Source organism: Methylomonas koyamae, from assembly GCF_019669905.1.
In the GTDB taxonomy this organism is placed as follows: domain Bacteria; phylum Pseudomonadota; class Gammaproteobacteria; order Methylococcales; family Methylomonadaceae; genus Methylomonas; species Methylomonas koyamae.
Map to the genome: position 1 here is coordinate 4,089,531 of NZ_AP019777.1, position 24,696 is coordinate 4,114,226.

Annotated in this window: 16 protein-coding genes; 11 read left to right on the forward strand and 5 right to left on the reverse strand. The window is 57.2% G+C overall.

Features of this window, described 5'->3' with window-relative positions; all coding sequences use genetic code 11:
- Window positions 1–96: 96 nt before the first annotated feature.
- Together MKFW12EY_RS18420 and MKFW12EY_RS18425 are read right to left on the reverse strand one after the other, a co-directional pair.
- Window positions 97–1,542, reverse strand: a complete 1,446-nt coding sequence (locus MKFW12EY_RS18420) for a porin (protein ID WP_221053532.1) — start codon at window positions 1,540–1,542, stop codon at window positions 97–99.
- Window positions 1,543–1,877: 335 nt separating this feature from the next.
- The gene (locus MKFW12EY_RS18425) at window positions 1,878–2,729 is read right to left on the reverse strand and encodes an HDOD domain-containing protein (RefSeq protein WP_054762725.1); all 852 of its coding nucleotides are present in this window, start codon (window positions 2,727–2,729) and stop codon (window positions 1,878–1,880) included.
- 180 nt (window positions 2,730–2,909) lie between these two features.
- Between MKFW12EY_RS18425 and MKFW12EY_RS18430 the strand changes: the two genes are divergently transcribed.
- Both MKFW12EY_RS18430 and MKFW12EY_RS18435 read left to right on the forward strand, forming a co-directional pair.
- Window positions 2,910–4,745, forward strand: coding sequence for an EAL domain-containing protein (locus MKFW12EY_RS18430; RefSeq protein ID WP_054762703.1), 1,836 nt, complete (start codon window positions 2,910–2,912; stop codon window positions 4,743–4,745).
- Window positions 4,746–4,896: 151 nt separating this feature from the next.
- Entirely contained in the window at window positions 4,897–5,373 is a 477-nt protein-coding gene (locus MKFW12EY_RS18435; RefSeq protein WP_221053533.1) for a hypothetical protein, read from the forward strand.
- 44 nt (window positions 5,374–5,417) lie between these two features.
- Here the strand turns inward: MKFW12EY_RS18435 and MKFW12EY_RS18440 are convergent, their stop codons facing one another.
- Both MKFW12EY_RS18440 and MKFW12EY_RS18445 read right to left on the reverse strand, forming a co-directional pair.
- Window positions 5,418–6,758 (reverse strand): sigma-54-dependent transcriptional regulator, encoded by a 1,341-nt coding sequence (locus tag MKFW12EY_RS18440; RefSeq protein ID WP_054763602.1) that lies wholly within the window; start codon window positions 6,756–6,758, stop codon window positions 5,418–5,420.
- Window positions 6,755–8,377: a sensor histidine kinase gene (locus tag MKFW12EY_RS18445; RefSeq protein ID WP_064022753.1), complete on the reverse strand. Its 1,623-nt coding sequence runs from the start codon at window positions 8,375–8,377 to the stop codon at window positions 6,755–6,757. The genes MKFW12EY_RS18440 and MKFW12EY_RS18445 overlap by 4 nt, the downstream gene beginning before the upstream one ends.
- 98 nt (window positions 8,378–8,475) lie before the next feature.
- Here MKFW12EY_RS18445 and sucC point away from each other — a divergent pair, with 98 nt between their 5' ends.
- The 5 genes from sucC to MKFW12EY_RS18470 all read left to right on the forward strand — a co-directional run bounded on the left by sucC (window position 8,476) and on the right by MKFW12EY_RS18470 (window position 15,620).
- Entirely contained in the window at window positions 8,476–9,645 is a 1,170-nt protein-coding gene (sucC, locus tag MKFW12EY_RS18450; RefSeq protein ID WP_054763603.1) for an ADP-forming succinate--CoA ligase subunit beta, read from the forward strand.
- On the forward strand, window positions 9,645–10,517 hold the full coding sequence (gene sucD, locus MKFW12EY_RS18455) for a succinate--CoA ligase subunit alpha (protein WP_221053534.1): 873 nt from the start codon (window positions 9,645–9,647) through the stop codon (window positions 10,515–10,517). The genes sucC and sucD overlap by 1 nt, the downstream gene beginning before the upstream one ends.
- Window positions 10,518–10,520: 3 nt before the next feature.
- Window positions 10,521–12,167, forward strand: a complete 1,647-nt coding sequence (locus MKFW12EY_RS18460) for an NAD+ synthase (protein WP_221053535.1) — start codon at window positions 10,521–10,523, stop codon at window positions 12,165–12,167.
- Window positions 12,168–12,171: 4 nt separating this feature from the next.
- Entirely contained in the window at window positions 12,172–13,296 is a 1,125-nt protein-coding gene (locus MKFW12EY_RS18465; protein ID WP_221053536.1) for a hypothetical protein, read from the forward strand.
- Between the two features lie 242 nt (window positions 13,297–13,538).
- Complete coding sequence (locus tag MKFW12EY_RS18470) at window positions 13,539–15,620, forward strand: putative bifunctional diguanylate cyclase/phosphodiesterase (RefSeq protein ID WP_064025347.1); 2,082 nt, start codon at window positions 13,539–13,541, stop codon at window positions 15,618–15,620.
- A gap of 37 nt (window positions 15,621–15,657) precedes the next feature.
- Here the strand turns inward: MKFW12EY_RS18470 and MKFW12EY_RS18475 are convergent, their stop codons facing one another.
- Window positions 15,658–19,134, reverse strand: coding sequence for a PPi-type phosphoenolpyruvate carboxykinase family protein (locus tag MKFW12EY_RS18475; RefSeq protein WP_096876483.1), 3,477 nt, complete (start codon window positions 19,132–19,134; stop codon window positions 15,658–15,660).
- A 318-nt stretch (window positions 19,135–19,452) separates the two neighbouring features.
- Between MKFW12EY_RS18475 and MKFW12EY_RS18480 the strand changes: the two genes are divergently transcribed.
- The 4 genes from MKFW12EY_RS18480 (at window position 19,453) to MKFW12EY_RS18495 (ending at window position 24,683) form a co-directional block, all read left to right on the forward strand.
- Window positions 19,453–19,968 (forward strand): RNA polymerase sigma factor, encoded by a 516-nt coding sequence (locus MKFW12EY_RS18480; protein WP_054763291.1) that lies wholly within the window; start codon window positions 19,453–19,455, stop codon window positions 19,966–19,968.
- Between the two features lie 91 nt (window positions 19,969–20,059).
- On the forward strand, window positions 20,060–21,013 hold the full coding sequence (locus MKFW12EY_RS18485; protein ID WP_221053537.1) for a FecR family protein: 954 nt from the start codon (window positions 20,060–20,062) through the stop codon (window positions 21,011–21,013).
- A 136-nt stretch (window positions 21,014–21,149) separates the two neighbouring features.
- Complete coding sequence (locus MKFW12EY_RS18490; RefSeq protein ID WP_054760626.1) at window positions 21,150–23,513, forward strand: TonB-dependent receptor; 2,364 nt, start codon at window positions 21,150–21,152, stop codon at window positions 23,511–23,513.
- A 3-nt stretch (window positions 23,514–23,516) separates the two neighbouring features.
- Entirely contained in the window at window positions 23,517–24,683 is a 1,167-nt protein-coding gene (locus MKFW12EY_RS18495; RefSeq protein ID WP_054760623.1) for a PepSY-associated TM helix domain-containing protein, read from the forward strand.
- Window positions 24,684–24,696: the final 13 nt, after the last annotated feature.

A 24,696-nucleotide genomic window follows, 5' to 3' on the forward strand; every position in this document is an offset into this window, starting at 1 on the left:
ATCCGGTTTTTATTCGGCAAAAAAAACGCCTCGTTTCAGGAAAAACGAGGCGTTCATTCCACACATGCCGCTGCCCGGGTAATACCCGCGGCTCGATTAGTAGTTGAACTGCAACTGGGTACGGATCATGTCGCCGCTGGCTTGCTGCAAAAATCCGGCGGCGGTTGTTTGAGTTTGGATTTGGGTACGGTTCATAGTTGAGTAAGCCACAGTTAACTCCAAAGCCTTATTGATTTGATACTCGACACCTGCCTCGACTTCATCAACCGACACTCTCGGGGCATTGGTAACGCCTTTCCACGCGCCGTCGTAGGTTTGCCATTTCACATAAGGGAACATCGTGCCTTTGGTACCGAATACTTCGTCGATTTTGTACATGGCTTGGACATAACCGCCTTCCAAATGTTTGCGGTCGATGACGTTGGTTACCGGATCGAGCGTGGAGCCCGCCCCCCAGTTCCATTCCGCTTGCAAGCCGAATGGTTGCGGGAATAAGACTGCGTGGACGCCTACCCGGTCTTCGCTGTTATCCCGCGCGGTCGGGGTGCCGGAACCGAAGCGGCTGGTATACGCCGCAGTGGATCGGTTAAACCGGCCCGATAACGCATCAGCCCCAATTTCCACTACTTGACCTCTCAGGCCCATGAAGCCCAGGTCGAATGGATAGGTAGAGTGGGCTACCAAATACATCCCGTCATTGGCTTCGGCTTTGTTGATACCTTGACCGTTATAAACACCGATACCCAAGACACCGTAATCACCCGAGGTTTTCAAGCCCTTCTTGGTCAAATCCTTCCAGAGCTTTTGTACGTCGGACGGACTCCAGTAGGCAAATAAGCCCAAATCACGTTCGCTGGGTACCGCGCTGTTCAGGGCGTCGTCGCGGTCCAGGGTCAAACGGTTTTGCGAGGATTGCAGGTTTTCCCAACCGAACGGTACTTTCGATTGGCCGGCGCGAATCCGATATTCATGGGCTTTGTCGAAGGCCAAGTCGGCATAAGCATCGCGCAACTGGGCAAAGTTTAGGTCGCCGTTGGTAGTGGCGAAATCCGGTTGCAAGTACAACGAGATATAGTCGTTGATGTCGCCGGAGAAAACCAAACGTACCCGGCGCAATGAGAAGTTACTGTTATTGCCGATCGAACCATCGCCGACCGATTTCAGCTCCGGTTCGCCAGCGACGCGATCCCCACTCAGAGGCTGGTTATAACGCATTTGGGTATAACCGCGCATGTTGATCTTGTTGAACCACTTCTCGTCGTTCTTGGCCTTGTCTTCGCGCTGAGCCACGATATGCTCTTCGATGGCTTTCAATTCGTTGGTTTTCAGTTCCAGATCGGTTTGAATCGCAGTCAAATCGGCTTTTTGTTTGGCATTGTCTTCGACTTTTTCGAAAGACCCTAATTTGGTCCGGCCGGGACCGGGCTCGGCAAAGATCTGCTTGGTTTTGTCGTCCACGTACAGGTCCAACGCGACGGCTTCGGCAAAGCTGCCGGCACCCATCACCGCCACGATTGCCAAACTAAGCTTGGAAAGTTTCATCAAAAATGCTCCGTAATTTAAATAAATCAATAAATTAAGACAGGCCAACCGGCTTGGCCGGCGAGTTTGGAAGCATTTTAGGGAGGCAATATGACAGCTTTGTGACAGCTCGGTTTAAGCAACGCCAACGTTGCTTAAAGGCAACAAATCCGCCGAATCGGATCGAAAATATTTGATAGGCAGCACATATTCAACCGCGCGGCTTGCCGCCGGCAATCATGCAACAAAGCTGTCCTTTTTGGATTTGCAAGCGTGGCGGCCGCAAAAACGGCCGTAACATTTGCGTCACAACCGGCTGCAAGCCTTAGCGGGCAGGCACGGAAAAGCGGGATAAATTAGCGGGAGGGGTAGAACAGTTTAAAAATGACTTCGAATTCGTCGCTGATCTTGTCCAGTACGAAACTGATTTGTTCCGGGGACAGGTTGAGGGCGCTGACCGCCAGCGCGTCGTAGGGGTTCTCGATCCGGCTCAGGCAATTGGCCAACCGCACCATCGCGGCCAAGTCGGAATACGGGCTGATGGTGTCCGGAAAACTATGCAAGCGGATGCTTTCCACAATGGCTTCCGGCAGATTCCAGAGCTGGCACAGTTGGGCACCGACCTGAAAATGGTCGAATCCGATCACGCTTTGCTCGGTATGGACATCGTCGTCCACTTCCAGATGCGCCTGCGCTTGCAACAACAAATCCACTTCCCGAGCCAATACCGGAATCCGGCGGTAGAACACCAACTGGCCCAAGTTATGCAGCAAACCGCAGATAAAGGCGACTTCCGCGTGGTGCTTGCCGAATTGCGCGTCGAGTTCGCGGGCGATCAGCGCGCAACGCAGATTGCGCGCCCAAAAGTCGTGTATCGTGAAAATCTGGCCGGGCAAATCGGAAAACCGCTCCACGATAACCGCGCCAAGCACCAGATTCTGCAGCTCGCGGGTACCGATCAGCGTGATGGCGCGAGCAATGGAACCGACTTGGGCCGGAAAGCCGTAGAAAGCGCTATTGACGATCTTCAACAACTTGGCGGCCAGCGCTGCGTCGTTCTCGATCACAAACGCGGCGTCCTTTGCGGTCTTGGCGGAATCGTCGACGATCTTCTTCAATTGGAAGTAAATATTGGGGGGAGAAGCGAGTTGGAGATCGCCCCGCAACAAATCGGCAATGGTTAACGTGGAGGGTGAGGATACTATCATCAACAATTCTAAATTTATAAATTTGCACCTATACTAACTGGAAATAGCATAGAAACGACTTTAAAGTCTGCGCTTAACCCTAGTCCATTTCAATGGAATTACAAGCTTTACCAATGCCGGCCACTCTCCCAGCCCATGTTTGAAGCTCCCCATTTCCAACAAATACCTGGATGGTATTAAATGTTTGCCAGTGACGCGCTCAAAGAAAAACTCATCGTCGTAGCGGAACATGACGAAATCTCCGCGTTGAAAATCATATCCACGCTAAAAGCCAAAGGTTTTAGCCATATTCTCCAAGCCGCCAGCGGCGAAGAAATCTACCAATTACTCCGCCCTTACAGCGAAACCCCCGACGCCATCGGCCTGATCGTGCTGAATACGGCGTTGCCGCAGTGCAAAGTCCATGAGATGTGCCGTAACCTGTCCAGCACCACGACCGCGTCGGTGATTCCGGTGTTGTTGTTAAACAGCGAACACTTCGAGTGCGCCTCCGAGCATTGCCCACCCGAACCCGAATCCGATTGCCTGACTTACCGGATCCACACCCCGGTCAACACCCAGGAATTATTGTTGGCCGTGAAATTTCTGCTGAGCCTGAAGCAGGAACGTCAGTTGCGCCAACGCCAGGAAGAACAATTGATCAACGAGTTGGCTGCGAAAAACGTCATCGACGCCAAGCTCAAATTTCTGGTGGCGCACGACGAACTGACCGGCTTGTTTAACCGCAGCAGCTTCGAGCGCCAGTTACGCCTGATTTTGAACCGCAGCAACAAAACCCAAAAAGACGGGGCGCTGTTGTTCATCGACGTCGACCGCTTCAGCTTGATCAACGAATTGGAAGGCTTCGAGGTCGGTGACCGGTTGCTGGTGGAGCTGGCGATTCTGGTCAGAAAAATGACGCCGCCGGCCAGCCTGTTCGCCCGCATCGGCGCCGACGAATTCTGTTTGTTCATCGAGAACAAGACCAAGAAACAGGCACAGCTTTTGGCCGAAACCATCAAGAACACCGTCGACAATTTCCGTTTCTTCACCGGCGAAGTCTGCTACAGCGCGTCGGTTTCGATCGGCATCGCCACGCTGGACAATTCGGTATCGGCCTTCCACCCCGGAGAGATGATTCTGCACGCCCGCCAGGCCTGCAATTTCGCGAAAAACACCGGCCGCGACAAGGTCTGCGTTTACAACAGCGAAGACCTCACGGTTAAGGAAAGGCGGCGAGATATTTATTGGGTGCCGTTGATCCGTAAAGCACTGCGCGACAACAGCCTGTTTCTGGTATTTCAGCCGGTGGTGCAATTGGCCGACGGCAATATTTCCCATTACGAAGTCTTGCTCCGAATGCGCGGCGAGGGCGACGAGATCATCACGCCGGACCAGTTCATTCCGGTAGCCGAGCGCACCGGCTTGATTCACGCCATCGACCTATGGGTGGTGGAAAACGCCATCGACTTCCTGGCCGCGCTGCCGTCTTACATGTCCTACGTGTCGTTAGCGATCAACCTGTCCAGCACCGCGTTCCAGTACCCGGATTTGCTATCCACGATCAGCGACAAGCTGGAAATGACCTGGGTCGACGCCGGCCGCCTGACCTTCGAAATCACCGAAACCGCCGCCGTGGATAACTTCGATAAAACCCGGCACATGATCAATAAAATTCGCGCTTTGGGCTGCAAATTCGCGCTCGACGATTTCGGCGCCGGATTTTGTTCCTTCAATTATTTGAAAACCTTTCCGGTCGATTATGTAAAAATCGACGGCCAGTTTATTAAAAACCTGCTGGAAAACGAAACCGACCAGATTCTAGTGAAATCGATGGTGGAAATTGCCTCGAAATTGGGCAAGAAAACCATCGCCGAATTTGTAGAATCGACCGGCACCGCGCTTAAATTGAAAGAAATCGGCGTCAATTTCGGCCAGGGTTACGCATTCGGCAAACCCGACCGTAATTTAATCGACAGCCAGGTTTCCAATGCGATATTGTTCGCCGCGCCCAAATCGCCCACCAAGGTTATTTAAAGTTTATGCGGGGAAAAACTCCCGCGCTTAACAGCAAGCCAATTGGTTTACCGGCATCGCGCGCTCTGGTATATTCGGATTCGGCAATCCTATTTGCCATTGCAGCGTACTTAAACTTTAATAAATAGAATTAAAACAAGGGGGAAGGACTATGGCTGAATTGCTTTTCATCGCAACGACTATTTTCGTGGCTTATGTGGTATTTGTAGTATTAGGCGGCAAAAAGGAAGCTCCGGAAACTCCGAAAGCCGAGGCGCCCAAACCGGAAGCCGCCAAGCCGGCGCCGCTCGCGGAACCTGTCGCCCCGCCCGCCGCCGCCAAAACCGTAGAAAAGCCCACCAAACCAGCCCCCGCCAAACCAGCCGCGAAAACCGCCAGCAAAGCCGCTCCGGCCAAAACCGCCGCAACCAAACCGGCCGCAAATCCCGACAGCCTGAAAAACCCGAAAACCGGCGAAGTCGCCAAATTCCCGGCCAGCTACTCCTTTGCCAAACGCTGGATCAAAGACGCTCTGGTAGAAGAAGGCCTGCTGGACAAAGTCTATAAAAACAACGAGCTGGACGAGGCCACCAACGCCAAAATCCAAGCCGCGCTACAACAATTGAGAACGCTGGACAAATACCAATAACGACGGCGCCTTGCGGCAGCCTTGCGCAGGAGGCTGCCGGCCGCTTATTCCAGACCGAGTTTCTTCAACCGGTAACGCAACGAGCGGAAACTCATACCCAAATATTTAGCCGTCGCGGTTTTATTCCAGCGGTTTTCCTCCAAAGCCGAACTCAGCGCTTTTTTCTCGATATCTTCCAGATAACTTTCCAGCGACATTTTTTCGGCATCGAAATCTTCCGCCGCGGCCAAGTCCAAACCGGTCGGCAAATTCAAATCGTCGACCTCGATCACGCCGCCCTCGTGCAGCGCCAAAGCCCGCTCCAAAATATTTTCCAACTCGCGGACGTTGCCCGGAAAATAATACTGTTTCAGCGCATTCAACGCCGCATCCGACAGGCGCGGGATAGCAATGCCGTTGGCCCGCGCCAAACCTTGCAGCAGATGTTCGGTCAATTGCGGAATATCGGCGGCTCGCGCCCGTAATGGCGGCAGATTCAGTTCGATGACGTTGATCCGGTAATACAAGTCCTGCCGAAAACTGCCTTCCTGAACCATTTTTGCCAAATCCCTGTGGGTCGCGCTCAGCAAACGCACGTCCACCGGAATTTCGCGCTGCTCGCCGATCGGACGGATTTTCTTTTCCTGTATCGCCCGCAGTAATTTGACTTGCAAAGCCAACGGCAAATCGGCCACTTCGTCCAGAAACAGCGTGCCGCCGTCCGCGGCTTGAAACAAACCTTGCTTATCGCTGACCGCCCCGGTGAAGCTGCCTTTTTTGTGACCGAAAAATTCGCTTTCCATCAATTCGTGCGGAATCGCGCCGCAATTGATGGCGATAAAAGCCTTTTCGCTGCGCGGGCTTTGCTGGTGAATCAGCCGCGCCACCAATTCCTTGCCGGAACCCGACTCGCCGCTGATGTAAACCGGCGCCTGGTTGCGCGCCACTTTATCGATCTTGGAGCGGATATTGCGCATCGGCGCCGATTCCCCGAGCAACAAATCGCGGGTGCGGCGTTCCTTTTCGGCCACCCGGTTCAGCGAGATCTGCAAGGCATGGCTGACCAATTGCCTTAACACCGCCAGATCGACCGGCTTGGACAGAAAATCGAAAGCGCCTTTTTTCATGGCCTTGATCGCGATATCCATGCTGCCGTGGGCAGTGATCACCGCCACCGGCAGCGTCAAACCTTGGGCCTGGATGTAATCGACCAGTTCCAAGCCGTCTCCGTCCGGCAAGCGCATGTCGGTCAAACATAAATCGAAGGATTGATTAGCCAGACAATGCTTGGCTTCGGCGAGCGTAGCCGCGCTACGGGTCTGGATCTGCATCCGGTTTAACGTGATTTCCAACAGTTCCCGAATATCGGGCTCGTCGTCGACCACTAACGTAACAGGCATATTCATATTTCAATCGCCGCCCGATCGGCATTCGCCAATAACAAGGTAAAACAGGATTTTTCGCCGGGGGCGTAATTCAACTCGGCCCGGTTCAATTCGGCCAATTCCTTGGAAATGTAAAGCCCCAACCCGGTCCCCTGGTGAGACGTGGTGAAAAACGGTTCGAACAGATGCTGTAGATTGTCGGCGCCGATACCGGGCCCGTTGTCTATCACGCTGATGTAAGGCGAGCCTTGCGCCATGCCCGCCTCGACCAGAATCGGCCCCGCTTCCGGCCGGCCGTACTTCAACGCATTGGCGCACAGATTGTCCAGAATCTGCTTCAAATGACCGGCGTCGATACAGGCAGCGAGTGCGTGGGTCTGAAACGACAGTTTGAACGTATCCTCCGCCAGCCCCAGATTGAGGCGTTGTTCGCTCAAGTAAGCCGGCAGCCACTGGTCGAGCACGATTTTTTGCTTCTGCGACGGCGCCCGCCGCGACAGCTTCAGAATGTCTTCGATGATACCATTCACCCGCTGGCAGTGAATCCGGATGATTTCGGTCAGGCGCAAATCCTGGGCATCCAGCGCCCGCGATTCCGCCAACAATTGGCCGGCATGGCTGATCGCTGCCAGCGGGTTGCGGATTTCGTGGGCGATACTGGCCGTCAACCGGCCCAAGGAGGCTAATTTGCTTTGTTGCAAGCGCTGATTGTACAAGGCGATGTCTTCGAAAATCATCATGTTCAAAGTTTCTTCTTCCACGGCCAACGCCGAGAACTGAACTTGAATTTCGCTACGGTCGGGCAAAGATACGATGGCAAAATCCTGCTCGCGGCGTTCGCGCCACATCTCGAACGCTTGCTGCAATTGCGGCGAGATTTCGGCCAATGCCTGCGGCTGCCGTTCCAGCCCCAACAAGCGCAATGCCGATTGGTTGGACAATTGGGTGGCCTGGCGGTCGTCGACGATCATGATGCCGGATTGCAAATGCTGAATGATGTAGCGGTTCAGGCTTTCCAGGCGGGCGATGGTCTGCTCGTGGCGTTGCGCCAGAATCGCGGCCTGCTCGGCGCGTTGCGCCAGGATCACCGACAGAAAGGCAATCGAAAAAAAAGCCACGCCGAGCATGCCGGCATAGGTCAGCGTCGTGGTTTCGAAGGCGCGGGTCTGGATTGCATAAAGCTCCTCGGCCAAAATCGCCAGGCTGGCCAAGGCGGCAAACAAGATCGCGCAACGGCCGCCGACCAACAGTCCGCCGGCCGCTATCGATATCGCCAATAAGATGCCGATGCCGCTGCCGACGCCGCCACTGGCGTGCATCATCAACGTGACCAACACAATATCGGTAAAGATGAAAATCTGAGCCAATCTGGCGTAACCCAGCCGTTGGCGAAATGCGATCGGCCCGGCAATCAACGAAATCGCCAAATAGGCCGCACTGGCGAACTGGTACAATGCCGCGTCGTAGGCGCCGAGCAAGGACGGGCCGAAACGCAAATAAAACAGCATCGAGAACAGGCTGGCCGTGACGAAACGGTACAGGGCAAAGATTTTCAGCATCAGCCAAGCCTGCCGACTGGGAATACCGTAACCTTTGGAAAAGGGACAGGGGTATAAAGTGTCGGCCGCAGGGGTTCGCATTGCCCGTCGTTTTTTCAGGAGTTGTTTAAAATTAGTGTCCGGCAATCATAGCACCAACTTGGAACGCCGCGATGTCCGCCTCAACATGGAGCACCTAGATGAACATTCACGAATACCAGGCGAAACAACTATTTACAGATTTTTCAATCCCGGTTCCGCGCGGTGCGGTGGCAGCCAATGCCGCCGAAGCGCAGGATGCCGCGCGCCAATTGGCCGGTTCGGCTTGCGTCGTCAAAGCGCAAATCCACGCCGGCGCCCGCGGCAAGGCCGGCGGCGTAAAACTGGCCCGCAGCCCGGAACAAGCCGGACAATTCGCCGCGGACATGCTGGGTACGCGCTTGGTAACCCACCAGACCGATGCCGCCGGCTTACCGGTCAATAGCGTCTGGATCGAAGAGGCTTCGGCGATCAAATCCGAATTTTATTTGAGCCTGCTGCTGGATCGGGAAAGCGAACGCCTGATTTTCATCGCCTCCGCTGCCGGCGGCATGGATATCGAAGCGGTCGCCGCGCAAACCCCGGAAAAAATAGTCAAAGTACCGGTACACCCGGCCGCCGGCCTGCAGCCCTACCAAGGCCGGCAAATCGGCGCGGCGTTCGGCTTGGGCAAAGAGCAGCAGGGCCAATTGCAAACCATTTTGGAAGGCATCTACCGCTTGTTCCTGGCCAAGGATTGCAGCCAGATCGAAATCAATCCGCTGATCGAAACCGCAGACGGCAGGCTGGTAGCCTTGGACGCCAAAATCAATTTCGACGACAACGCGCTCGCCTTGCACCCCGACATCGCCGCCATGCGCGACGCGTCGCAGGAAGACGCCAAGGAAGCCGAAGCCAAGCAGTTCGATCTGAATTACGTCACGCTGGGCGGCAATATCGGCTGCATGGTTAACGGCGCCGGCCTGGCGATGGCGACGATGGACATGGTTAAACTGAAAGGCGGCGCACCGGCCAATTTTCTCGACGTTGGCGGCGGCACCAATAAAGACAAGGTCAAGGAAGCCTTCAAACTGATTTTGTCCGACGGCACCGTCAAGGCGGTGCTGGTCAATATCTTCGGCGGCATCGTCAAATGCGACGTCATCGCCGCCGGCATTCTGGCAGCGGTCGAGGAAATGCATTTGACCATTCCGGTCGTGGTACGTTTGGAGGGCACTAACGTCGAGCAGGGCAAAACCATGTTAAGCCAGTCCGGATTGGGCTTGGCAACGGCGGACGATTTAAACCAAGCCGCGGAATTGGCGGTTAAATTGGCGGAGGGCGTAGCGTAATGGCTATCTTGATCGATAAAAACACTAAAGTCATTTGCCAGGGTTTCACCGGCAAACAAGGCACCTTCCACTCCGAACAGGCCCTGGCCTACGGCACGCAACTGGTCGGCGGCGTCACGCCGGGCCGCGGCGGTTCCGCGCATTTGAATTTGCCGGTATTCGACACGGTCGAGCAAGCCGTCCAAGCTACCGGCGCCAACGCCACGATGATATACGTGCCGCCTTTCTTCGCCGCCGACGCGATTTTGGAAGCGGTCGCTGCCGGCATCGAGTTGATCGTCTGCATTACCGAGGGCATCCCGGTATTGCAGATGCTGAAAGTTAAAGCCGCGATGCAGGGTACGAAATCGTTGCTGGTCGGCCCCAACTGCCCCGGCGTCATCACACCGGGCCAATGCAAGATCGGCATCATGCCCGGCCATATTCACCAACCCGGCAAAATCGGCATCGTTTCCCGTTCCGGCACCCTGACTTACGAAGCGGTCCACCAAACCACCCGCGAGGGCCTGGGCCAAAGCACCTGCGTCGGTATCGGCGGCGATCCGATCCACGGCATGAACTTCATCGACGTGCTGCAGCGGTTCCAGGACGATCCGCAAACCGAGGGTATCGTCATGGTCGGCGAAATCGGCGGCAGCGACGAGGAACAGGCGGCGGAATTCATCAAAGCCCGGGTGACGAAGCCGGTAGTCGGCTATATCGCCGGCCAAACCGCACCGCCCGGCAAACGCATGGGCCACGCCGGCGCCATCGTCACCGGCGGCAGCGGCACCGCGGCCGGCAAGGTCGCGGCGATGAAGGCGGCCGGCGTCAGCATGGTCAGTTCGCCGTCGGATATCGGTGCGGCAATGCGGGCTTGTTTTTCGAAGTAATCGATGACCTTGCAAATCGCCTTAGCTCAACTCAATTTCACCGTTGCCGATATTCCCGGCAACGTCGGCAAAATCCTGGCTGCGGCCGAGCAAGCTCGCCAACGCCGGGCCGACGTCGTCGTGTTTCCGGAATTGTGCGTAACCGGCTATCCGCCGGAGGACCTGTTGCTGCGCGCCGATTTCCTGGCACAAAGCGAACGGGCCGTGCAGCAACTGGTCGCGCAAATCCGCGGCATCACTGCGGTGATCGGCTTCCCGCGTCGCCTGGATGGCAAACTGTACAACGCCGCAGCGGCAATCCGCGACGGCGCTATCGTCGCCGAATACCACAAAACCGCCCTGCCCAATTACGGCGTATTCGACGAACAACGCTACTTCAAGCCCGGAACCGGCTGCTGCCTATTCGAAGCCAACGGTTGCAAACTGGCGTTGGCTATCTGCGAGGACGTCTGGCTGCCGGATACCATGGCCGCTAATCGCGCCGCCGGCGCCGACATCGTGCTGGCTTTGAACGCGTCGCCGTTCCACGCCGGCAAAATGCAGCAACGCGAAGATGTCATCTGCAACCACGTCCGCGCTGCAGGCATCCCGCTGGTTTATGTCAATCAGGTCGGCGGCCAGGACGAGTTGGTATTCGACGGCGCCTCGTTCGTCGCCGATAAAAGCGGCGCAGTCGTCTACCGTGCGGCGGAATTCGAAGAGCAGCTCGATGTGGTCGAATTCAACGGCGCCACTCCTACCGGAACCGGCGTAGTCGCGCTTTACCGACCGATAGTCAGCGAATACAAGGCCCTGGTGCTCGGCATTCGCGATTATGTACGCAAGAACGGCTTTCAGGGCGCGATTTTGGGCTTGTCCGGCGGCATCGATTCGGCGCTGGTGCTGGCTTTGGCTGTCGATGCGTTGGGCGCCGACAAGGTCGAAGCGGTGGCAATGCCGTCGCGCTACACCGCCGATATCAGCAACGAAGACGCCCGGCTGGAAGCCGAGGCGCTGGGGGTAAATTTCCACACCCTACCGATCGAACCCGCCGTCAACGCTTTTTCCGACATGCTGGCGCCCTTGTTCGCCGGCAGCCGAAAAGACACTACGGAGGAAAACATCCAGGCCCGCTGCCGCGGCGTGTTGTTGATGGCTTTATCCAACAAGCAAGGCAAACTATTGCTGACCACCGGCAACAAAAGCGAAATGAGCGTCGGCTACGCCACGCTGTATGGCGACATGGCCGGCGGTTTTGCGCCGTTAAAGGACGTATCCAAATTGATGGTCTATAAATTGGCCGAATACCGCAACAGCCTGTCGCCTGTGATTCCGGAGCGGGTCATCACCCGGCCGCCGTCGGCCGAGCTGGCGCCGGACCAAAAAGACGAAGACTCGCTGCCGCCTTACTCGGTGCTGGATCCGATTCTGGCCCTGTACATCGAACAGGACCAATCGGCCGCCGACATTGTCGCGCGGGGCTATCCGCGCGACGCGGTCGAACGCGCCGTCTCGCTGGTCGACCGTAACGAATACAAACGCCGGCAATCGCCGCCGGGCATCCGCATCACGCCCAGGGCGTTCGGCCGCGACCGGCGCTATCCCATTTCATCGGCTTACCGCGGCGCCGCCGCGCTTAATCCAACAGCGCCCGACAACGTTAAGGAGTAAATTCATGTCAACACTGCGTACCGTTTTAATCTCTACCGCCCTGCTGCTGACGGCGGAGAACGGTCTAGCCCGCGAAATCAACATTCCCGTGCCGATGGAATACCGCTTTATCAGAAGCGTTCTGGTCAATCAGCTCTACACCGGCCCCGACGAATCGGTACGGGCCTGGAAAGACGGCAAACAATGCAGCTATCTGGATTTGGACCATCCGCAAATCAGCGGCGAAAACGGCCAAGTCAAAATCCAGAACAACGTCCAGGCCCGCATCGGCACGGCATTGGGCGGCAAATGCATGGCGCTGGTGGAATGGTCGGGTATCCTGCAGACCTTTCAGCAACCCACCCTGGACGCTTCGGGCAACGTGCTGAGTTTTCCGGTTACCCAGCTCAACGCGTTCGACCGCAACGGCCAGCCGCTGAATATCAGCCAATTGCAATCCTTGATCAAAAAAGCCGCCGAACCGAAACTGTCCGGCTTAAAAATCGATTTGAACCAAGTCCGGCCGGACATCGCCAAAGCGCTGGTACCTTATATAGCCGCCGAGCATAGCGAAGAGTTGCACGATACGATCAACAGCTTGCGCTTCAACCAAGCCAAGGCCGACGCCAACGGCTTACAAATCAACCTGGGCTACACGGCCGACAACCCGAATCCGAACGACGTCAAGCCGGCCGCGGTTCTCAACGAAGCCGAGTTGAAGCAGTGGCGCGGGCTCTGGCAAAACTGGCAAGCGTCTCTGGATAAATCGATAGCCACGGCGCAGTTGGGCAGCAATGCCGAGGATACCCGCGCCAAATTGCATGAAGTCCTGCAAAAAGCCGGCAGCGCCTTCGAGCAAGGCCTGAGCAGCGAATCGGTCGCCGAGAACGACCCGGTCCGTAAATTTTTCAACAGCTCGTGGGATACTTTCGCACCGTTGCTACGCGACGCCTCCAGCCAATTGCCGGGCGGCGAAAAGTTGCGCTACGTGACGCTGATTGCCGCGACCGATCTGATGTACGAATTGGAATCCATCGGCTCGCCGTTGGGTCTGGAAGTCTCCTCCAACGGTTTACGCAAACTGGCCCGCTCCTTGATCGCCCAGCAAACGCTGAAAGGCAAAGCCAAAAAAGCCAAACGCAAAGGCTAGCCCGCCCTCCGCTTCGACCCACCCCGGATTACTCGACGCACGGTGATCCGGGCTCATCCTGCCTGACCGCGTAATCCCCCAGCAACAGACCCACGTTATTAACCTGTTTTTTTCAACAGGAATTTACGTTAAGCTTGCCCGCCAGTTAGACGGAACGCGAGTATCCTAAACCGACAGGGCCAGAATCGCCGGTACCCGGACCGGCGCCTTCCGGCGCTCGATAAACCTATAGCGAGCGAAACATGCCAGACCACCTGTTCGACATGCACCCATACATGCCTCACGGCCAATGTTATTTGTGGCAGAACGATCTGCTATTGCTGCATGTGGTGTCCGACACATTGATCGTGTTGTCCTATTACTCGATCCCGTTCGCGCTGGTCTACATCCTGAAAAAACGCCAGGATATTCCGTTTAGCTGGATTTATTGGCTGTTCGGCCTGTTCATCTTCCTGTGCGGCACCACCCACTTGCTCAGCATCTGGAATGTCTGGGTGCCCGATTACTGGCTGTCCGGATTCGTCAAACTGGCCACGGCCATAAGTTCGATTACGACGGCGGCACTGGTTTGGCCCTTGGTGCCGAAAATCCTGGCCATACCGAGCCAAGCCCAATTGGTCGCGGCCAACTCGGCCCTGGCCAGAGAAATCGAAAACCATAAGAGAACGGAACAGGAGCTGCGCAAATTAACGCTGGCGATGCAATACAGCTCGAGCATGGTCATCGTCACCGACGCCCAAACCCGTATCGAATATTGCAACCCGGCCTTCTTCCAGATTACCGGTTACTCGGCGGACGAAGTGTTAGGCCAACGAGCCAACCTGCTCAAATCCGACCTGACCGCCGACGAGACTTACAAAGGCCTGTGGGCCACCTTATTGAGCGGCTCCGCCTGGCACGGCGAATTTTTGAACCGCAAAAAAAACGGCGAATTATTTTGGTGCCTGGAATCGATCGCGCCCATCCTCGACGAGAGCAATTCGATCAGCCATTTCGTCTCCATCATCCACGACATCAGCGACCGTAAGGATACCGAAGAAATCATCCGCCACATGGCGTACTACGATCCGTTGACCGACCTGGCCAACCGCTCTCTATTCAACGAGCGGCTGGAACAAGCCATCCACCAAGCCAAGCGCAATCCACAAATTTTTGCGCTGTTCTATCTGGATCTGGACCGTTTCAAAAACATCAACGATACGCTGGGGCACTTGGTCGGCGACAAATTGCTGATCGAGGTCGGCAGACGCATTTCGGCCTGCCTGCGCGAACAAGAAACCGTGGCCCGGCTCGGCGGCGACGAATTCGCGCTGATCGGCCTGAATTTGACCAGCCCGGCCGACGCCGGCGAGATTGCCCAGCGCGTGATCAACACCGTCAACGAACCGTTTTTCATCGACGACCACCAGTTGTTCGTCAGCACCAGCCTCGGCATCAGCGTCTACCCGCAGGACGCGACGACCAGCGAACAACTGTTGAAACACGCCGACGACGCGTTGTATCTGGCGAAACAACACGGCCGCAACACCTTCGAGTTTTACAATGCCTCGGCCAACGCCCAATCCTTGCGCCGATTAAACATCGAAAACCATTTGCGCCATGGCCTGGCCCGCAACGAATTCTCGCTGGCCTACCAGCCGCAAGTCGATTTGGCCAGCGGCCGGATTATCGGTGCCGAAGCGCTGTTGCGCTGGATGCCGGCCATCGGCCCGATCGGTCCGGACGAATTCATCCCGATCGCCGAGAACAGCGGCTTGATCGTCGAAATCGGCGAATGGGTCATGCGCACGGCTTGCCGCGACTTTATGGCGGCGCCGTTGCACGAGCGGAAGCTGTTGCTGGCGATCAACCTGTCGGCGCGCCAGTTCAAGAAAACCACGCTGGTCGACAGCGTGCGCGGCATCTTGGCGGAAACCGGCTTTCCGGCCGAGCGGCTGGAGCTGGAAATTACCGAAAGCATGCTGGTCGAGCACTTCGAGAAGACCGTCAAACAAATGCAGGAACTGAAAAACCTGGGCATTCGCCTGGCGATCGACGATTTCGGCACCGGTTTTTCCTCGCTCAGCTATTTGAAACGGTTTCCGATGGACACGCTGAAAATCGACAAATCCTTCGTTGCCGATATCTACGACAACCAGAACGATGCCTGTATCGTGCGTTCCATCATCGGCCTGGGCCACGGCCTGAACCTGAAAGTCCAGGCCGAAGGCGTGGAAACCGCGCAGCAACTGGAGCTATTGCAGCTGCACCAATGCGACCGCGGCCAGGGCTATTTCTTCCACAAACCGCTGCCGATAGACGAGTTTCGCCGGCTGTTCGTCTAGCATTGCGCTCCGTGGCGAACAGCCGGCAACCGGCGCTTTATGCGGTGACGCAGCGGTAAGGCCCTAGCGGATCGGCGCCCAGGGTACCGACCAGAGATTCCAGATAGGCCGGTCCGGACAGTTCCTGCAGTTTGCGTTGCGCCCGCTGCAAACGCTCGGCCAGTTTCAATTCGCCGACCACGGCCTGATGGCTGTTGTCGCGCAAAAACGCCTCCAGATAGCCGACGTGGCGTTGCCACAGCGCCAGCTCGCGTTGCTGTTTGATTTCCAGCCTCTCGCGGTACCAATCCGCGGCCAACAAATAGTCGCGGGTAAACATCGCCCGAATTTCGGGATGGTGCGCGTCCTTGCCCTGATAATGGCCGATCGCCATGATGTGCAGCAGCGCATACAACGGCGGGCAGGCGTCTTCGATGCTGCCGTCGTCCAGATATTGCTGCGCCACGCGCTGCTGGGTTTCGACGATATTGTTGACGCCGTCGACGAACACCTCCAGATTTTGCCGTTCCGGTTGCAGAATCTCGTCGGTGAACACCGCGTAGGGGTTGTCGAAGATCTTGCCCATCAGGCTATGCACGAAGTGGCTGGTGATACGGTAGCCGAGCCGGCTAGCCATGACCAGTTGGCCTTTGTGTTCGAAATCGGTCAGCGGCTCCAGATAACCGTGTTGCAACAGGTAATCGGCCTCGCGCTCCCGGCGCGACAAGCGCGCCCAGATTTCCGGAATCAACAGGCTGATGTCGTGGTCGACCCGGGTGTCGGGGCCGATATGGCCGGCGGAGCTGGAAAAGCCGGGATAGCCGGTCAGAATGTAGGACACCAGCGTGTTGTTCAGGTCGGTGATGCCGCGCAAGGCGTTGAACGGACCTTTGGTCAGCGCGCCCTCGCTGCCGGCGCCGGTCGTCGACGGCGATTTGCCGGTCAGCGAACTGATGAAGTCCATGAACAGCTCCGGCAACTCCTGGTAATGAATCGGGTTGTACACCGCCAACGGCCGGATGCCGGGTTCCGGCGGGTTATTGCGCCGGCCGGTCAGCACCGCATCCACCGGATGGCACAAGGGCTGGTTCAGCGGGATTTTCCGGTGCAGGCGGGCGCCGACTTCGGCGACGTATTTGCGCAGCGGTTTGACCACATCGACCCGGGTTTCCAGATAGCGCGGATTTTTCGACGGTTTGCCGTTCACCAACCGCGGATGCGCCGAAGAAACGACAAAGCCCTTGCCGTCGCGGTAAGCTTCGCTCAACAGGCTTTGCATCGGCGGGGTAAATTTGGAAAAAGTCATGACGTCTTCCACCACGGCCGCCAGCTTTTCGCGGTCCAACGGTTCGAAATTGGCCATGAAGTTGCCGGGACCGGACATGTTCAGCTCGGTCTGTTTATCGTATCCGGGAATGATCGCATCGTCCGGGCGCTGGAACAGCCGGTACTCGCAGTTGGTGACCAGCTTCAAGCTCATCTGGTAGCCGTCGTCCGGCAGCCAGGGCAGCACCGCCGCGGTCGGCACCACCACAGAGGCACTGATGTCGTCTTCCATCTGCACTTTCTCGCAGGCGATGTAGTCCTGGCGTACTTTAAAGGTGCGCCAGCCGCCTTCGGCGTCGAAGCCGACCCGCAAATAGGTGGCGACGATCTTGCGTTGGTTCAGTTTCAGCTCGTGGCCCGGCGCACCGTCGATCACATCCACCGACAAATGGTCGCGCCAGTGTTCGCCCCACTCCTCCCGGTAAAAACGTTTGATCAGGAACACCAAAGCCAGAATGCTGGGCGGGATCGACTTCAGCCAGTTGTTGAACTCCGGCGTATGGTAACTGGACGGCGTCAATAACTTGATGACCGAGCCCAAGCTGCGCTCCGGACTCAGAATCTTGCGGGCCGGATCGCGGTCTTCGTACTCGTAGCCCGGCAGGAAGCGGCCGGTGTAATCCTTGTCGAAAATCGCCTGCACCCGGTCCAGATCGTGTTGCAAATCGTCGACGAACAGCGGCCCGTAAATCACCGCATCCTCGATGGATTTGGAAATTTCCGACTTGCCGCCGCCCGAAACCGTACACGGTTTGTGGCAGAACGTGCCTTCCGCGACGGTACCGATCAAGCGCCAGGACGGTGCACCGGGGTGCTTGCACATTTCGATCTTGTAGCCGTTGGGCTGCACGTAAATCTTGCCGGGTTGCAAGCGGATACTGTGGCTCTGGCCGTTTCTGATCCAGGTGATTTTCTGGTTGTTCAAGCTCATCCGCAGATCTTGCGGCACATAGATGATGTCCGGGTATTGCTTGTCCACCGCATAGCCTTCCGGCTGCATGTCCATGATCGCGCCGTAGCGGTAAACCATGTCGTCGAAATCGTAGCCCGGCTCGCGGGTCAGGCTGCCGATGCCGAATTCGTCGCCGTGGTTGAAGCGGCGGAAGGCCAGCGCGCCGCCGGCATGCTCTTCCTCGGCCAGGCCGAACAGGTTGGCAGCATAGCTGATCTGGGTTTTCACTTCCTTTTTGCAATAGCCGTAATAATTGTCGGCCAACAGCGTGACGATGACGCCGGAGCGGTCGCGGGCAGTCAATTTAAAGGCCTGGCCGTCGTTATACAGCTCGGCCGGGTCCTGCCAGCACATGCCCTCCGCGCGCTGGCGCTCGCTGGCATCGGTCCAGTGCGGCAAGCCCAATTGTTTCTTGGTCAGTTTGACCAGATGCGGCGCCAGAATCACGCAGCCGCTGTGGCCGGACCAATGTTCGACGTCCAGTGCCGCATCGCATTCCGGCAAGGCCGGATTGCCGCCGTTACCGAAAATGCTCTCGACGAAATCCAGGTTGCTGACCAGATTTCCAGGGGCGAAAAAGCGGATTTCCATCGACTTCTCGGCGGCGACGCCGGGAATTTCCGGACAAACCACCGGACGCAGCAACAACGAGGCGAACATGTGCGCCGGCTGCGGTTGATTGGCGGTGAAGGGTAGCGTCAGCAAGTCTTGCGGCGGATTCAAGGCCTCGGCCAGCATCAAGGCAAAGGTTAGCTGCGGCACCTGCTTTTTGTCGCCGGGCACCGGCAAGCCGCCTTCGGCAATGTGGAAAGAGCCTTGAGTGGTGCGGCGGTCGCTGGCCGGATTATGCAAAACCCCTTGTTTGACGCGGAAACTGGATACGATTTCGGAGCGGAATTCGTCTTCGCCCATCGGCAACGAGAGCTCGCGGGCCACGCCGTGCCGGTCCAATTCAAAGGTCATGGTCGGCAGCGACGGCACTTTTTCGAGACCAAGATCGCCGCAATAGCGATCAAGGAAATCCTGAATCCGGCGGTCGGCGGGGTACAACGAGGAGCTGGCCAATTGCCGGCTTTTCTCCAGATAACTGTTCAATAAATCCTGAGCGGTATCCATGAACTGGGCCGAGGCCTGATCGATACAGGTCGGTTGGCCGCAGGACGCCAATTTCAAATTGATATACAAATGCAATTGCCGCTTGACCGCTTGCTCGTCTTGACCCGCAGGTCCCAGACCCAACGCTCTGAGTTTATCCATAGCCTCCCCCTTGGAATTTTTTTAATGAATGGTAGCGGCATGATATAGCAAACCCGGCTCCGGCTGAACTTGGCATTCGCTCGGTCTGAGGCCGATTCCGGCCGCCGCGTGCGCCGGCGGCCGCCGAATCGGCCCGATCCGAACATGCGCGATATGCCCGATCAATCGCGTCATTTAACTTAGATTAATTAAATTTGCCGGCAAAATTCCGCCGCGTTTTCCGCTCCGGCTTTGAAAATCCGGGATCGCCACTACTACGGCGGGACTGGCATATAAATTGCTTGGAACGGGCTCCATCTTCTGCCACCGGAGCCCGCCTTGTCCGCTGCCGCCATTCCCGCCGATCAGATTGCCGCGCTGTTTCGCGACCATAAGGAAGCGATCGTGCATTTTCTGTTACAGCGCGTCAAATGCCCCGACACGGCACAAGACTTGAGCCAGGAAACCTATTTGCGCCTGTTGCGTAAAGACGGGCTGGCTCATACCGACAATCTGAGCGGTTACCTGTTCCGCACCGCAGAGCGGCTGGCGATCGATTTCGTCCGCCAGCGCCAGCGCCTCAGCGCGCGACTGGAAGCCTTGCCGGACGACGCCCCCTGCCCTTTGCCGCAGCCGGAATATGCCGCAATCGTCAACCAACGCTACCGGCGCTTGCTGGACGCGATCGCCGCGTTGCCGGCCCAATGCCGGCATATCTTGTTGCTGCGCAAAATCGACGAACTCGGTTACCGGGAAATTGCCGAGCAACTCGGTATTTCCGAAAAAACCGTGCAACGCCAATTGGTCAAAGCGATGTTGCATTGCCACGAATATTGCCGCGATACCCCGCCATAGTCTTGGCCGTCGCGGGGTACCGCCCCATCCCGCGCCCGAATCGGGTAAACTCGCACCGGCTATTTGTCCAAGACCCGTCTGAAATCTCCGGATGACCGCTACCACTCCCGCCCAGCACCACCTAAAACAAGCCACGACCTGGTTCGTAGCGTTACAGTCCAGTTGCGTCGATCCCGAACAGCGCCGGCAATTCGAGCGATGGCTGGCGGCAAGCCCGCTGCATCGCCAAGCGTTTAGCGAAGTCGAACAATTCTGGGGCAATCTGGACGCGCTGAAATCGGCCGATTTGCCGGAGCTGGAGCACGCTCGCGCCGCCCGGCCGCCGCGCTGGCGCCAGGGCCGGCCGCTGTTGTCCGGGTTATTGCTCGCAGCAACCCTTGCCGCGGCCTGGCAGGAACTATCGGCTCCGGCCGCCAGCTACCAGACCGGAATCGGCGAACGCCGCGAAATCGCGTTGGCGGACGGTTCCCGCTTGCAATTGAACACCGCCACCCGCTTACGCACCCGCGTCACCTGGTTGCGCCGCGAAATCGAACTGGAACAGGGCGAAGCCCTATTCGACGTGGCGCACGAGCGCTGGCGCCCGTTTCGGGTCCATGCCGGCAAAGTGCACATTAGCGACATCGGCACGCGGTTTAACGTACGCCACCAGGACTCAGGCGGAACCTCGGTTTCGGTATTAGAAGGCGAAGTGGAACTGCGCGTCGGCCGCAGTTGGCTGGGAGAAGTATTGAGCGCCGGTTTCCGCCGCCGCCTCGACGCCGAAGGCCGCTGGCATTCACCGGAAAAAATCGACGCCGAGCCGGTGTTGGCCTGGACCCGCGGCCAGTTGGTGTTCAACCACACGCCGCTGGCCGACGTGACCAAAGAATTGGAGCGTTACCATAATCTCCATTTCGTGCTCGCCGATAGCTCGCTCGGCCAACAAACCCTGAGCGGACGTTTCGACGCCGGCGATCTGCAGCCGTTTTTACAAGCACTGCAAACGATGTTGCCGGTGCGGGTACAGCGCGGTAAAGACACGGTTGTGTTGCATAAACGCTGACACAGCCTCCTCAGCCCATTTTCCGCCCCGCCGAAAATTATTTTCGGTGCCGCTGTCCAGTTTCGTTGCCTTGCTTCGTTTATGACAGGTATCGCCAGCAAAGGCCTGGCCTACCTTCATTACACAGGAGACGACAATGAGCCGATCAACCAATCCACCTTACCGGCAGCGCAACCGCGGCCGCACCGTTGCGCCGGTGCTGGCTTTATCTTTGGCAGTCGCCGGCAATAGCTGGGCCGGCCCAGCCGCATCGAGCCAACTCGATCTGCCGGCGCAAAGCCTGGCTGCCAGCCTGGACAGCTTGGCGAAAACCAGCGGCGCCAAGTTGATTTATGCCGATTCGCTGGTCAAAGGCCTCCAGGCCGAGGCGCTGCACGGCGAATTTACCGTGCAGCAGGCGCTGGAGCAGTTGTTGCACAAGCACGGGCTGCAATCGGAAAACGTCGGCGACGGCGTTATCACAATCAAGAAAGCGCCACCGGCACCGAAGCCGCAAGCGGTCCGCGACGACTCGATCATCTCGCTCGGCGAAGTTACGGTCAGCGACCAACAGGAAAACGGCAAACTGACCAGCAAAGACATCGCCACGTCGGTGGATATCATGTACGCCGATAAAATCGCCGACCAAAACGTCCTGACTGCATTCGACTTGATGCATCGCATGCCGGGCGTGCAGATTACCCAATTCGGACAAGGCACCACCACCGGCAAATTTTCGTTCCGCGGCTTCAATGGCGAGGGCCGCACCAACGCGGTGAAACTGTTGATCGACGGCATTCCCAGCAACTCCAACGACGGCAACATGCCTTATTTGGATGCCTTGTTTCCGCTGGATATCGAATCGATCGAAGTGGTACGGGGCACCAACGATCCGCGTTACGGCCTGCATAACATTGCCGGTAACGTAAATATGACCACCTCCACTGGCGGCAATTACGTCAAAGGCCGGATGAGTTACGGCAGTTTCGACACCCACGAGATCCAATCGGGCTTGGGCTACGAAAAAGACGGCTTTTCGCAGAACTATCAGATTTCGTACCGAGCCAGCGATGGCTATCGCGACCGCAGCGATTCCGACAAGAACAGCTTCTCCGGCAAATGGTTCTATGCGCCGAGCGACAAATATAAAGCCGGCTTGATCGCCCGTTGGAGCGAGGCCGGCGCCCAAGAGCCGGGTTACCTGACCTATCAGCAGCAACTTGCCAGCACGACGCAAGCCACACCGCACGACCCGCTGGATTACAGCAAGCGCACCGTGGGCCAGATCAGCGCCCATCTCGACGTCAACTTAAGCGAAACCTTGTTCTGGTCGAACAAGGCTTACGGCAATATTTTCGATGACCAACGCTTGGTACAGTTTCACCCGGCGTTTTCCCAGGTCAAACGCGACCGGGACGAAGTACAGTACGGTGCCATCACATCGCTGACCTACCACCCGCAAGTCAGTTGGCTGGACGATTTCTCGATCGAAACCGGCTTCGACTTTCAACAGCAAGAAAACAAGTACAAGCAATACCGAACCACCAACGGCATAGCCAACCCCAGCAGCGCCGCCAATATCCGTAACGACGAGCATTGGACCTTTATGAATTACGGCGGTTACATCCAAGCCGTGATCAAGCCGACAAGATGGTTGAAATTGACGCCCGGCTATCGTGCCGACGTGATCGACGGCGATTTTTTCAGCTACCGTCCCGGCGCCACCTATGGCTCCTACCCGATCAACGATTACGGGACCATCTCGCAACCCAAAATTGGCGCGGTGATCACCCCTATCGAAGGCTACAGCCTCTACGGTAACTGGGGCCGGACTTTCCAAGTAGGCCTTGGACAAGCCACTTTTGTCGGGCGAAACCAATCAAATACCGGCCCTTCTCTGAACGACGGCTGGGAAATCGGCGTGAAATTATCTCCGGTCGCGTGGGCGGAAGGCCGGGTGGCCTATTGGATGCAAGATGCCAGCAATGAAATCAGCCGCAATCTGGCCAGTACCGATTCCACCATGATTGGCCCCACCAAGCGGCAAGGCGTGGACATCGAACTCAAAGTGTATCCGACCGACCGCTTCGGCGTCTGGGCGGCTTACTCCCTGCAGGAGGCCAAGATCACCAATCCGCCGGCGGTGGTCGCCAACGCCATGGAATACACCGCGGGCAACCAAGTCGTGAATACGCCCAATTACCTGTTTTCCGCCGGTATCGACTATCAAATTACCCAACAACTGCGTTCGTCGTTATGGACCAGCGGCCAAGGCAACTACTTCGTCGATCAAGCCAACGACGCCGGCAAACACGGCGAATACGCGCTGTTGAATTTGGACTTGGGTTACCAGGTAACCAAACAAGTGGAACTGCAATTCCAGGCGAAAAACCTGACCGATACCCAGCGCGAATACTTGTGGTACGACGAAAGCTACGGCGCCGGCCAGCGGTATGCCTTTTATTCTCCCGGCGACGGTCGCGCCTTTTACGGCGCCGTCAGCGTCAAGTTCGACTACTAAAACATGGCTTCGCCTGCGTTAAAAGCCAACAAGAAACAGACCGCCCGCCGGCTTTGGTTGGCGGTCCATCTTTACTTGGGGCTGAGCTTGGGTTTGGTCATTGCCGTCGTCGGCCTGACCGGCAGCCTGTTGGTGTTCTATCTCGATCTCGACGAATGGCTGAATCCGCAATTGGTCATCGCCCAGCCCGGCGCACAGCGGCAAAGCTACGAAGCCCTGTACCAAGCTTTACGCCAGGCGGAACCAAGCCGGCAACGCGGCTGGCGGCTGGAAATTTCTGAAAACCCGCGCCGCGCAGTTACCGCCCGCTATTACAAGCCGGAGGAAACCGTCCACCACGGCTTTGCGCCGTTGATGGTTTCTCTCGACCCTTACACCGGCAAAGTGCTGGCGAACCGCTTTTGGGGCGAGTTTGCGATGACTTGGCTGTACGATCTGCATTACAAACTGCTGCTGGACGACCCCGGCAAAATTCTGATGGCGATTGTCGGCGGCATTTTGCTGATTTCGCTGATCTCCGGCCTCTACCTGTGGTGGCCGCCGTTAAGCAAACTAAAAACTGCGCTGACGGTTAAGGCCAACGCCAGCAAGGAACGGCGGAATTACGACCTGCATAAATTGGCGGGCTTTTACGCTTTCATCGTGATGCTGGTTGTGGCGCTGACCGGCGTTGCCCTGGAAATCCCGCAATACGTCAATCCGCTGTTCGGCTATCTTTCGCCGCTACAAGCCATGCCCAAACCGCAATCCTCACCATCAGCGCCCGGACAACAACGGATTAGCCTCGATCAAGCCGTCGCTGCCGGCCAGTCGGTTTTTCCCGACGCCCGCTTGTGCTGGATCGAAACCCCGCACGACGCCGGCGGCAGTTTCCGCATCAATCTGCGCCAAGACGGCGAGCCTAGCCAACGCTTCCCGAAAACCAATGTCTGGGTGGACCAATACAGCGGCCGGATACTGGCGGTCAGCGATCCCGCCGATCTCGGCGGTTCGGACACGCTGATCAACTGGCTGCATCCTTTGCATACCGGCGAGGCCTTCGGATTGATCGGGCAATGGCTGGTGTTGATATCCGGATTGGCCTGCCCGCTGCTGTTCGTTACCGGCGTGATTCGCTGGCTGCAAAAACGCCAAGCCCGTCACAAATTCAAACTGCGCAGCAACGCCTGATCCAGCCACCGCC